Origin of the sequence: Paraburkholderia sp. UCT70 (assembly GCF_050434085.1) — a bacterium.
Taxonomy (GTDB): domain Bacteria; phylum Pseudomonadota; class Gammaproteobacteria; order Burkholderiales; family Burkholderiaceae; genus Paraburkholderia; species Paraburkholderia tuberum.
Window position 1 is genome coordinate 780,805 of the sequence record NZ_JBNPVZ010000002.1, and the last position, 11,964, is coordinate 792,768.

Here is an 11,964-nt window from a genome sequence, read left to right on the forward strand (position 1 = left end):
GTCGCGCCAGTTAATCCTTGCTCAGCGCTTCCGATACGGCTTCGCCCCTTCCTGTGGCCCGGGCGAGGAGCGCGCTCGCTTCGTCCGCGCTATATCCCGCTTCGACCAGAACCTGGATGCTGTGCTCGCCGAGATTCGGCGGCAGATAGCGAACGTTGCCGGGCGACTCGGAGAAGTGCACCGGTATCGAGGTCATGACCATGTCGCCTTCGGTCGGGTGCTCGAAGCGCTGGAAGAACCCGGTCTCCTTGATGTACGTGTCGTGCATCAGGTCTTTCAGGTCGCGCACGGGACCGTGCGGCACGTCCGCCGAGGCGAAGATCGCATTCCATTCCGCAGTCGTCTTGTTGCGGATGGCGTCGCCGACGATGCGATACAGCTCGCTGATGTTGCGCATACGCTCGGCCATGTGGTGGAAGCGCGGGTCGTCGAGCAGATGCGCTGCATCGATTGCGCACAGCACGCGGCGCCATTGCTCGTTATTCACGGCGAGCAGGCAGATATGCCCGTCTTTTGTCGCGTAGGGCCGGCGGTGCGGCGAGAACATGCGCGGATAGCCCAGGCCGGTTCCGTCATTGGAGCCCAGCGCACCTTCCCAGAGATGCTCGAAAAGATTGAATTGCAGCATCGTTTCGAACATCGGCACATGGACGAGCTGGCCGACACCGGTCCGCTCGCGGTGATAGAGCGCCATGCCGATTGACGACGCCAGCACGTAGCCGCAGAACTTGTCGACGATCACGGTGGGGAAGTATCGCGGCGAGCCGTCCGCGTCGCGGTTCATCGCGGCAATGCCGGTTTCGCCCTGAATCACGTCGTCGAAAGCGGGGCGGTCCTTGTAGGGTCCGTCGATTCGATAGCCGGCACCCGACGCGTACACGATGCGTGGGTTGCGCGCCCGCACGGTTTCATAGTCGATGCCGAGGCGCTCGGCGGCGCTCGGGCGCATGCTGTGCACGATGACGTCGGCGGTCTCGACGAGCTTGAGCAGCGCTTCGCGGCATTCGGCCTGCTTCAGGTTCAGGATCACACTGCGCTTGTTGCGGTTCATGATCGTATAGAACACTGCCATGTCGGGGTTGCGGCCAGGGCCATTCTTGCGGTTCTGGTCGCCTTCGGGCGGTTCGATCTTGATGACGTCCGCGCCCATGTCGCCGAGTAGCTGCGTGGCGACCGGACCGAGCACGTTGATGGTCAGGTCGATCACGCGGACACCGGCTAACGGGCCGGTCGCCGGTTCGAGGGGTTGTTGGGGATTTTCCATGCTCAGGCCTTGTACTCCTTGCCTTTAACGAGTCTGAGCGGCGTGTACACCATCACTTCCGTGCCGTCCTGCCTGATCACGCGGTTACGGGTGCGCACCAGCCCAAGTCCGGGGCGCCCCTTGCTAGGCCTGCATTCGATCACCTCGCATTCCACGTGAATCGTGTCGCCCACATAGGTCGGGCCTTTGATGTCGAGTTCCATGTTGAGGAACGCGAAGCCGACGCCCTGCATGGTGGCCTGCGTGAGCAGCCCTTCCATCAGCGTGAAGACCAGCGCGCCCGGCGCGACGCGCCCCTTGATGGCCGACTGCTCGCGAAGAAACTCGGTGTTGGTGAACAGAACTTCCAGCATGCCTGTCACCGAAACAAAATTCACGACATCCGTTTCGGTCACCGTGCGGCCCACGGTCTTGAACTTGCGTCCAACGGGCAGGTCCTCCCAGTGAATTCCCAGACCAACCGTTTCGATTTCTTCCATTGCCTGTCCTCTGTCGTTGTCGGCTCGGCTGTTAGCTGAGCTGTCGTTGTCAGTTCTTCTTGATGCGGCCTAGCACGCTGTCCGCGACGATGTTGCGTTGGATCTGGTTGGTGCCTTCGATGATCTGCACCACCTTCGCGTCGCGGAAATAACGGTTGATCGGATACTCGTTGGAGATGCCTGCGGCGCCGAATAGCTGCACGGCATCGGTCGCGACCTTCATGGCGACATCCGACGCGAACATCTTCGCCATCGCCGCCATTGGGGCGAGTTCACGGCCGCTAACGCCCGCATCGACGAGCGACGCCGTGCGATAGACGAGTTGGCGCGCGGCTTCGGTCTGGGTGACCATGTCAGCGATCATCCAGCGCACACCCTGAAAGTTGCTGATGCTCTGGCCGAATGCAACGCGGTCCTGAATGAATTTGACGGTGTGATCGATCGCGCCCTGCGCGATGCCAACCGCGCGCGCGGCCACGATGGGACGGCTCGTGTTGAGCGCCTCCATTGCCACCTTGAACCCCTGGCCGCCTTCCGGCCCGAGACGGTCTTCCGCGCGGACGAAGGCATCGTCGAAATAAAGGGGGCACGACGCCACGCCGCGCGCGCCCATCTTGTCTTCTTCATTGCCGATCTTCAGGCCCGGCGTGTTGCGATCGACGATGAAAAGATTGATCCCCAGCGCCTGTCCTTCCTCGTCGAGCGTCCTGGCGGCGACGAGAATGAAGTCGGCGATATGCGAATTCGTGCACCAGATCTTTGAGCCGTTGAGCACATAGCCGCCGTTCTTGCGGCGCGCTGTCGTGCGAATGCCCGAAACGTCGGAGCCGCTTTGCGCTTCGGTAATGGAGAGAGCACCGCGTAAGTCACCGGTGGCGAGCCCCGGCAGAAGGCGGGCTTTCTGCTCTTCCGTGCCGCCTTCAAGAATGGCTCCGAACGGTGTCCATTGCACGACCAGCAGATAGCCCGTGTTGTAGCAAACCCGCCCGAACTCCTCGACCGCGATGCAGGCCGACATCACGCTGCCGGCGCCGCCATACGCTTCAGGAAACGGCAACGTGAAGAGGCCGAGTTCCTTGAGCAGTGCGTACATGTCGTGCGGATACCCGGCCGTACGGTCGATCTCGTCGGCCCGCGGCGCCACGCGCTCCCGTGCAACGCGACGGATGAGGTCGCGGATCTGAAGCTGGTCGTCTGTTAGTTCGTATGTCACTTCGAGCTCTCTTGCTAACGGTTTTTTCGGGCCGGCCCCCGGATTCGTCTCCGGAGTGGGGATACGTCGCCCCCACCGACCACTTCCTGATCACATCCGAAGTCTTCATGTTTATGAACAATGTTCGATAAATTAAACGAATGGCCAGGTGGTCGTCAAGCGCTGAAACCGGCTCACGCGGGTTTGTCCGAGGTGCGCCGGGAATTTGGTCGGGATGTAGTTGCAGCCTTGCGTGGCGGGGCGTGGCAGGGCTTTTTCGCCGTTGACAGCGCGCTCCCAGTGCGTTTAATATTTGGAACAGTGTTCGGTTATTTGTTCCATCTTGGCCCGACGGAGCGGCTCGATTCGGCGCGAGCCCATGGCAAAACGATTTGGAGGAGCGGGGAATGGACTTTCTTTGTCCTGAAGTCGATTATCAGAAATTCCTGGCCGAGGGCCGCTTGATGATCCAGCGCAGCCGCGGCAGCGGCCGCTATGTCTTCTACCCGCGGGTGGCTGAGCCGGTCACCGGGATGCGCGATCTGGAGTGGGTCGAAGCCTGCGGGAAGGGTACGGTTTATTCCACTACCGTGGTGCGCCAGAAATCGCCCACGCCCAGCTACAACGTCGCAGTGATCGATCTGGAAGAAGGTGTGCGCATGCTGAGTTGTGTGGAGGGCATCGAGCCGGAGGCCGTGCGCATTGGCATGCCGGTGCAGGCGAAGATCGTGTACCGAGGGGATGCGGCATTGCTTGTGTTCGAACCAGCCTGACGCCCGCTAACCCGCAGCCGGCCGTCAACAGCCGGTCACACCGATGAAAGGTAGATCGAATGGAATTCAACTTGCGCGGGCGTACCGCACTGGTGGCAGGCGCCACCTATGGGATTGGGGAAGCACCTGGCTTGTCGTCGCTGGACCTTGCTGCGCGTGCGTCCGTTGACGCGCTCGCCCAGGTGGGACTTACGCCTGGCGATGTAGACGGCCTTTTCGTGTGCACGCCGGACGACATGCTGTCGGGTCTCACGTTTGCCGAATACCTCGGTATTAACCCGAAGTTCACCGACAACAACCGAAGCGGCGGATCGGCGTTCGAAATCTACGCGCACACGGCGGCCATGGCGTTGTGTACGGGACAGATAGATGTTGCCTTGATTGCATATGGGAGCAATCAGCGCAGCGCGGCAGGCAAGCTCGTGCAGTCGTCGCGTCCTTCGCCGTGGGAGAGCCCGTATAAGCCGATAAATCCGGTGTCGTCGTATGCGCTTGCGGCGGCGCGTCATATGTACGAGTACGGCACGAAGCGTGAGCATCTGGCCGAGGTGGCCGTCGCCGCGCGCAAGTGGGCGCAACTGAATCCGGATGCGTATATGCGCACGCCCATGTCGATCGACGACGTGATGGGCGCGCGCCTCGTGTCGGATCCGCTTTCCGTGCGCGATTGCTGCCTCGTGACGGATGGCGCGGCAGCGATCGTCATGGTGCGCGCCGATCGAGCGCGTGATCTCACCGACAAGCCGGTGTATCTGCTCGGCGCGGCTTCGGCCACTTCGCACCGCGAAATCGCGAGCATGCCGGATCTCACGGTGACTGCCGCAGCGGAATCGGGCAGGCGTGCGTATCAAATGGCGGGCGTGAAGGCGAACGATATCGATGTCGCGATGCTGTACGACGCCTTCACGATCAACACCATTCTGTTTCTCGAAGACCTCGGCTTTTGCCCTAAAGGCGAAGGCGGCCACTTCGTTTCAGACGGCGGCATCGCGCCGGGCGGCCGGCTCGCGGTCAATACGAACGGCGGGGGTTTGTCGTGCGTTCACCCCGGCATGTATGGGCTGTTCCTGATGGAAGAATCGATGCGGCAATTGACGGGCCGCGCTGGCGAGCGCCAGATACCCGGTGCGAAGCTGGCGATCGCGCACGGTAACGGTGGTGTGCTCTCGAGCCAGGCCACGGTGATTCTCGGGACGCAGGAAACCCTGTAAAGACACGCTGTGAGACACGCCGCCCGCCAGGGTCACTGTCAACAGCTTTGCATGGGATCGGAGTAAGCGCTAAAGCGCTAACCCCGATCGACAGGAGACGGACAGATGAGCGAAGAGACCAGCAACGATGCAGCAGAGATCGTACAGGTCCGGCAAGACGGTGCAATCGCGATCGTCACATTGAACTATCCCCAACGGCGAAACGCGTTTTCGCTAAAGATGCGCGAGACGTTGTACGCGCAGCTTTATCGCCTGATGCATCATGAGGAAGCGTGCCGTGCGATCGTACTGACCGGCGCGGGCAATACGTTTTGCGCGGGTGGGGATATCTCGGAGATGCGGACGCGCAAGGTGCTCGAGTATCGACAGCGCAATGAACTGCCGCTCGATATTTTCAGACTGATGGTCGAAGGCCCGAAAGCGATCGTCGCCGCTGTCGAAGGGTTTGCGTTTGGCGCTGGTCTGTCGCTCGCCGCTGCTTGCGATCATGTCGTCACATCATCGGCCGCGCGCTATGCGAGCGCGTTCGTCAAGGTTGGGCTGCTGCCCGATACGGGGCTCTATTGGTCGTTGTCGCAGCGCGTGGGCGGCGGCCTTGCACGCGAACTCATGCTGAGTGCCCGGGAGTTCAACGGCGTCGAAGCGGGCGAGACCGGTTTTGCCAATCAGGTCGTCGAGCCTGGGGAGGCGCTGAACGCGGCCTCGAAGGTGGCGCAACAATACGCGGAACTGCCCTCGGTGGCCACCGCGCACCTGAAGGCCGCGCTCGCGACGGGCATCCGTACGCTCGACGAAGCCATCGAAGCGGAAGTCAACCTGCAGCCCATCCTGCGCCGCAGCCGCGAACACCAGGAGGCAGTGAGCGCCTTCATGGAAAAGCGCAAGCCGGTGTTCGTGGCCGACTGAAGGAAGCCAACATGAGCGAAAAAGAAACGGCAGAAAACGATACGACGTCGCTGATCGAGGTGACCCGCGAGGGACCGGTCGCGATCCTGACGCTAAACAATCCCCGACGCCGCAACGCGATGGGACGTCAGATGCGTCAGTTGTTGCGCGACACGATGCATCGGCTGATGGTCGACGATCCGGACTCGCGGGCAATCGTCCTGACGGGCGCGGGCGAGCACTTTTGCGCCGGCGCCGACATCTCCGAGATGACGAAGCGCACGATCCTGCAAAGCCGCGAGATTCTGGCGGAGTCGTGCGTGGTAGTGCGTGAAATGCAGGCGGGACCCAAGCCGGTCGTGGCGGCCGTGGAAGGCGTAGCCTTCGGCGCCGGGCTGTCGCTCGTTGTCGCGACCGACTATGTCGTGGCTGCATCGAATGCACGCTTTTGCGCGGCGTTTCTGCGCGTCGGCCTGATTCCGGACACCGGTATTCTGTGGACGCTTCCGAAGCGCATCGGCATGGCTCGCGCGAGGGAGATGCTCTCGCTCGCCACTGAAATCGACGGAGACAAGGCCGGAACGATTCACCTTGCCAACGAAGTCGTCGGGCCGGGTACTGCGCGCGCAAAGGCAATCGAAGTTGCGCGCGGTCTTGCCGACTTGCCGCCGCTCGGCGTGGCGCTGCTGAAGGACGCGCTGACCAACGCGGCGACGACCATGGAAGGCGCGCTGCGAGCCGAGATCGACTATCAGCCCATCCTGCGTCAGTCGAAAGACCATCAGGCTGCCTGTAAGGCGTTTATGGAAAAGACCAAACCGGTCTTCACGGGTGAGTGAGCGCGGGGAGCAATGCGATGAGTATCGAGCAGAAGGAAAATGCCGCGGGCGCCGACGAGATCGTGCAGGTGCGCCGTCAAGGCGACGTGACCATTGTCACGATGAACTATCCCGAGCGCCGCAACGCGTTCTCCATGAGGATGCGCGTTGCGCTGACCGAGGTCTTGCACCGGCTAATGCACGACGATCCGCAAACGCGCGCCATTGTGCTGACAGGCGCGGGCGGCCATTTTTGCGCGGGCGGCGACCTGTCCGAAATGCACGCGACCACTCTACAGTTGCTGGCGCTCCGTGAGCGTATCGCGGTGGGCGTGCGTCTGTTCAAGCTGATTTATACGGGCACGAAGCCGGTCGTCGCGGCGGTGGAGGGCGCGTGCTATGGAGCGGGGCTGTCGCTGGCGGCTGCATGCGATGTCGTGGTCGGTGCCGATACCGCGAAGTACTCATGTGCGTTCGCCAAGGTCGGACTGCTTCCCGACACTGGAATTCTATGGACGCTGCCGCAAAAGGTCGGCGGCAGCAAGGCGCGTGAGCTGATGCTGAAAGGCGATGTCATCGACTCGGCCACGGCGCGCCGCATCGGCCTGGTCAGCGAGGTGGTCGCGAGCGGCGGCGCGCTCGATGCGGCGATCGAGGCCGCGGCGCGCTTCGCGAACTATCCGCCAGTGACGCTGGCGCTCCTGAAGGCGAGCCTCGTCAATGCGGGCAATTCGATCGAAGACGCATGCCGCCTCGAAACTGACCTCAATCCGCTGACCCGTCAAACGAGCGACCACGCGGAGGCGGTGACGGCCTTCATGGAAAAACGCAAGCCGGTTTTCACGGGTGCCTGACGCCGCCATTCTCCGTTGCTGTCTCTACTGGAAGTTCAACGCATATGTTTACGCCCGACCTGCTGAAGAACAAAAGAATCCTCATCACCGGGGGAGGCACCGGCCTTGGTAAGAGTATCGGCCTGCGCTACCTCGAACTGGGCGCCGATCTCGTCATCTGCGGTCGCCGCAAGGAAGTGCTGGACGCGACGGCCGACGAGTTTCGCGGCGTCGTGGCTGGCGCGCGTGTCACGACGGTGCAGGCGGACGTGCGCAGCGCCGAGTCCGTCGAGTCGATGATGGAGACCATCTGGCGGGATGGTCCGCTCGACGTATTGCTGAACAACGCGGCGGCCAACTTCATCGCGCGCACGGAAAGCCTGTCGGCGCGCGCGGTGGATGCGGTGCTCGACATCGTGCTGCACGGCAGCTTCTATTGCACGATCGCGGCGGGCAAGCGCTGGATCGACGCGGGTCACCCGGGCAACGTGATCAGTACCGTATCGACGCCCACGATGACCGGCTCGGCCTTTACCGTGCCGTCCGCGGCCGCGAAGGCGGGTATTCTCGCCATGATCCGCAGCCTTGCGGTCGAGTGGGGCCCGAAGGGCATTCGCCTGAACGCGGTGGCGCCCGGACTGTTCCCGACGCCGGGCGCATGGGAGCAGTTGTACCCGCCGGGCTCGCAGGTCGAGCCGCAGGAGCGCTCGGTGCCGCTGAGGCGCTTCGGCGATCACGCGGAACTTGCCAATCTCTACGCTTATCTGGCGTCCAATGGCTCCGGCTACATCACCGGCGACATGATCGTGATCGACGGCGGCCGCTGGATGCAGGGTGTTGGCGGCCCGACCTTCCGCGCGATGCAGGACTGGACCGACGAGCAATGGGACGCCATGCGCGCCCACGCTCGCAAGGGTTGAACCATGGGTCCGCTCGCAGGAGTTCGAATCATCGAGCTGGCCGGCATCGGCCCGGGGCCCATGGCGGCGATGCTGCTCGCCGATCTGGGTGCGACGGTGTTGCGCATCGAACGTCGCCAGCCGGTCAAGCTCGGTATCGAGCGTCCGCTGCGCTACAACCTGTTGCTGCGCAACCGAAAGACGATTGCGCTCGACCTGAAAGACCCGGAGGCCGTCGAACTCGTGCTCACGCTGGTGGAGCGCGCCGATGCCCTGATAGAAGGTTTCCGGCCCGGCGTAACCGAGCGACTCGGGCTGGGTCCGCAGGCCTGCCTCGAACGCAATCCGAAGCTCGCTTACGGACGCATCACGGGATGGGGCCAGGAAGGTCCGCTCGCGCAGTACGCCGGGCATGACCTGAACTACATCGCGATCACCGGCGTCCTCAACGCAATTGGCCGCCGCGATCAGCCGCCGTCGATACCGCTGAATCTGATCGGCGACTATGCGGGCGGTTCGCTGTACCTTGCAATGGGGCTCCTGTCGGCGATCCTGCATGCGCGGAACGGGGGCGCCGGACAGATCGTGGATGCCGCGATCGTCGACGGCACGGCCAACCTTGCTACCACGTTCTTCGGCATGCAGGCTGCCGGCATCTGGCGCGATGGGCGCGGGACGAATATCACGGATTCGGGATCGCACTTCTACGACGTTTATGAATGCGCGGACGGCCAGTGGATTACGGTCGGTCCCATCGAGGACAAGTTCTATCTCGAACTCCTCCGCCTGCTCGACATCGATCCGCAAACGCTGGGTACGCAGCTCGACGCAAGCAACTGGCCCGCCGCGCGCGCACTGTTCGCGCTGAAATTCAAGAGACGCACACGCGAGCAATGGACCACCTTGCTCGAACACACGGACGCGTGCTTCGCACCGGTTCTGTCGTGGACCGAGGCACCCGAGCATGCGCATCTGAAGGCGCGCGGCACGTTCATCGAAGTGGACGGCATCGTGCAGCCCGCGCCGGCGCCGCGCTTCTCCGCCACGGTGCCCGCGAAGCCGACGGCGCCCGAGGCACCCGACGCGACCACGATCGACGCCGCGCTGGCGGCATGGCTCGAACCGGGCCGCATTGGCGAGTTGAAAGAAGCGGGAACGCTGGCCTGAGCCGCACCCGACAGGCGACCCATCAAGACGAAACGAGACACTCATGGATCTGCGATATACCGACGAAGAGCTGGCGTTCCGCAATGAGGTCAGAGCCTTCTTCAAGGAAGCGCTGCCGGCCGACATCCGACGCAAGGCTACCTTGGGGCAGCGCTATTCGGCGGCCGACCTGCGCCGCTGGCAACGCATGCTCTACGAGCGCGGCTGGGCGACGCCAGCGTGGGACAAGGCGTGGGGCGGGACGGGCTGGAGCGCGGTGCAGCAATACATCTTCAAGGAAGAGCTGCACATGGCCCCGGCGCCCGAGACGCTGTCATTCAACGTGAACATGATCGGTCCGGTTTTGATCGCGTTCGGCAGCGAGGAGCAGAAGCGCCATTTCCTGCCTCGCATCGCGAGCCTCGAATACTGGTTCTGCCAGGGATTCTCCGAGCCCGGCGCCGGTTCGGACCTGGCCGCGCTGCGGACCCAGGCGGTGCGCGACGGGGACCACTATGTCATCAACGGCCAGAAGCTCTGGACTTCGACGGCGCATCACGCGGACTGGATGTTCTGTCTCGTGCGCACGGATTCGAGCGGCAAGAAGCAGCAGGGCATCACGTACCTGCTGATCGAGATGAAGACGCCGGGCCTGACCGTGCGCCCGATCATCACGATCGACGGCCACCATGAAACCAACGAGGTGTTCTTCGACAACGTGCGCGTGCCGGTTGCGAACCGAATTGGCGAGGAGAACAAGGGTTGGGATTACGCGAAGTATCTCCTTGGCAACGAACGCAGCGGCATTGCGCGCGTGGGCGTTTCGAAGATGCGCGTGCGTCACGCGAAGGACCTTGCGAAGCGCGTGCCCTGCGGCGACGGTGTGCTGTGGGACGACTCGCGATTTCGTGAACGTGTCGCGGCTGTCGAGGTGGAACTGAAGGCCTTGGAGATGACGCAGATGCGCGTGATCGCCGAGAGCAGCTCGCAGGAGAGCCATGTACCCGACCCGAAGACCTCGATCCTGAAGATCAAGGGTTCGGAGCTGCAGCAACTCGCAGCTGAATTGCTCCTCGAGGTGGCAGGGCCGGATGCTCTACCGCTCGACCTCGACTTCCTGCGTGGGCTTGCCGATCCGGTTCGCGAACCCGAATGGGCGCTCACCGTTGCGCCGAATCACTACTTCGCGCGCCACGTCTCGATCGTGGGCGGCTCCAACGAGATTCAGAAGAACATTCTCGCCAAGTCCGTACTCGGACTTTGAGCGACGGGCGAACTGCGGAGAAGCATGAGATATGGACTTTGATTTCACCGATGAGCAACGCATGCTCAAGGACAGCGTCGACCGGCTCGTCAAAGACGAGTACGGGTTCGAGCAGCGCGCGAAGTATCTCGCCGAGCCGGACGGTTTCAGCCGCGAGCTTTGGGCGCGTTACGCCGACATGGGTCTGTTGGGCCTTTCGTTTGACGAGGAATACGGCGGCAGCAACTGCGGCCCTGTCGAGACGATGATCGTGATGGAGGCGTTGGGCCGCGCTCTCGCGGTCGAACCGTATCTCGCGACGGTCGTGCTGGGCGGCGGCTTGGTGCGGCTTGGCGGCAACGCGGCACAACGCGCGGCGATTCTGCCGCGGATTGCGCAGGGCGAGTTGCAGATGGCGTTCGCGCACAGCGAGGCGCAGGCGCGGTACGACCTCGCGGACGTTGCGACCACCGCACGACGTGAAGCCGCCGGCTGGGTGCTCGACGGCGCCAAGCGCGTTGTGCTCCACGGCGGCAGCGCCGACGTTCTCGTGGTGTCGGCGCGCGTGTCCGGTGGTAGGCGCGAGCGTGACGGCATCGGGCTGTTCGTGGTCAGGGCCGACGCGCAGGGCGTGACGCGCCACACGTATCCGACGCAAGACCGGCTGCGTGCGGCGGACGTCGAGTTGTCGGGGGTGCGCGTTCCGGATAGCGACGTTCTGGGCGTGGCGGGCGCTGCCTTGCCGCTCATCGAAACGGTCGTTGCTCACGCGGTCGCGGCAGTGAGCGCGGAAGCCGTAGGTGCAATGGCAGCTGCGCACGAAGAAACCGTGGAGTACCTGAAGGTCCGCAAGCAGTTCGGGGTGCCTATCGGATCATTCCAGGCGCTCCAGCATCGTGCAGTCGACATGCTCGTCATGGTGGAGCAGGCGCGCAGCATGGCGCTCTTCGCGACCATGATGAGCGAGGAGCCGGACGCGGCGGAACGCGATCGCAGTATGTCGGCGGCGAAAGTGCAGATCGGACGCTCGGGCCGCTTCGTCGGTCAACAAGGCGTGCAATTGCACGGCGGCATCGGGATGACCGAGGAGTGCAAGATCGGTCACTACCTGAGACGCCTGAGCATGATCGACATCCAGTTCGGTTCGACCGAACATCATCTGACCCAGCTCGCCAATGCCGGCGGACTGATCGATGCAGCAGCGTGAACCGCGCGTCCAGC

At 63.2% G+C, this 11,964-nt stretch carries 12 protein-coding genes; 9 read left to right on the forward strand and 3 right to left on the reverse strand.

What is annotated here, in order from left to right; genetic code table 11:
- Nucleotides 1–10: 10 nt before the first annotated feature.
- The 3 genes from OKW41_RS05860 to OKW41_RS05870 are packed head-to-tail and all read right to left on the reverse strand — an operon-like array spanning nucleotide 11 to nucleotide 2,956.
- Nucleotides 11–1,264, reverse strand: coding sequence for a CaiB/BaiF CoA transferase family protein (locus OKW41_RS05860; protein WP_429571834.1), 1,254 nt, complete (start codon nucleotides 1,262–1,264; stop codon nucleotides 11–13).
- 2 nt (nucleotides 1,265–1,266) lie between these two features.
- Nucleotides 1,267–1,743 (reverse strand): MaoC family dehydratase, encoded by a 477-nt coding sequence (locus tag OKW41_RS05865; RefSeq protein ID WP_090808761.1) that lies wholly within the window; start codon nucleotides 1,741–1,743, stop codon nucleotides 1,267–1,269.
- 49 nt (nucleotides 1,744–1,792) lie between these two features.
- Entirely contained in the window at nucleotides 1,793–2,956 is a 1,164-nt protein-coding gene (locus tag OKW41_RS05870; RefSeq protein ID WP_429571835.1) for an acyl-CoA dehydrogenase family protein, read from the reverse strand.
- A gap of 386 nt (nucleotides 2,957–3,342) precedes the next feature.
- Here OKW41_RS05870 and OKW41_RS05875 point away from each other — a divergent pair, with 386 nt between their 5' ends.
- The 9 genes from OKW41_RS05875 (at nucleotide 3,343) to OKW41_RS05915 (ending at nucleotide 11,950) form a co-directional block, all read left to right on the forward strand.
- Entirely contained in the window at nucleotides 3,343–3,708 is a 366-nt protein-coding gene (locus OKW41_RS05875) for a Zn-ribbon domain-containing OB-fold protein (protein WP_429571836.1), read from the forward strand.
- A 59-nt stretch (nucleotides 3,709–3,767) separates the two neighbouring features.
- Nucleotides 3,768–4,919: a thiolase gene (locus tag OKW41_RS05880; protein WP_429571837.1), complete on the forward strand. Its 1,152-nt coding sequence runs from the start codon at nucleotides 3,768–3,770 to the stop codon at nucleotides 4,917–4,919.
- A 105-nt stretch (nucleotides 4,920–5,024) separates the two neighbouring features.
- A complete protein-coding gene (locus OKW41_RS05885) occupies nucleotides 5,025–5,825 on the forward strand; it encodes an enoyl-CoA hydratase/isomerase family protein (RefSeq protein ID WP_429571838.1) in 801 nt (266 codons plus the stop codon).
- An 11-nt stretch (nucleotides 5,826–5,836) separates the two neighbouring features.
- The gene (locus OKW41_RS05890; protein WP_429571839.1) at nucleotides 5,837–6,643 is read left to right on the forward strand and encodes an enoyl-CoA hydratase/isomerase family protein; all 807 of its coding nucleotides are present in this window, start codon (nucleotides 5,837–5,839) and stop codon (nucleotides 6,641–6,643) included.
- Between the two features lie 17 nt (nucleotides 6,644–6,660).
- Complete coding sequence (locus tag OKW41_RS05895; protein WP_429571840.1) at nucleotides 6,661–7,476, forward strand: enoyl-CoA hydratase/isomerase family protein; 816 nt, start codon at nucleotides 6,661–6,663, stop codon at nucleotides 7,474–7,476.
- A 44-nt stretch (nucleotides 7,477–7,520) separates the two neighbouring features.
- Complete coding sequence (locus OKW41_RS05900; RefSeq protein ID WP_429571841.1) at nucleotides 7,521–8,375, forward strand: SDR family oxidoreductase; 855 nt, start codon at nucleotides 7,521–7,523, stop codon at nucleotides 8,373–8,375.
- Between the two features lie 3 nt (nucleotides 8,376–8,378).
- Nucleotides 8,379–9,521, forward strand: a complete 1,143-nt coding sequence (locus OKW41_RS05905; RefSeq protein WP_429571842.1) for a CaiB/BaiF CoA transferase family protein — start codon at nucleotides 8,379–8,381, stop codon at nucleotides 9,519–9,521.
- Between the two features lie 43 nt (nucleotides 9,522–9,564).
- Nucleotides 9,565–10,764: an acyl-CoA dehydrogenase family protein gene (locus OKW41_RS05910; protein ID WP_429571843.1), complete on the forward strand. Its 1,200-nt coding sequence runs from the start codon at nucleotides 9,565–9,567 to the stop codon at nucleotides 10,762–10,764.
- A 31-nt stretch (nucleotides 10,765–10,795) separates the two neighbouring features.
- Entirely contained in the window at nucleotides 10,796–11,950 is a 1,155-nt protein-coding gene (locus OKW41_RS05915; RefSeq protein WP_429571844.1) for an acyl-CoA dehydrogenase family protein, read from the forward strand.
- Nucleotides 11,951–11,964: the final 14 nt, after the last annotated feature.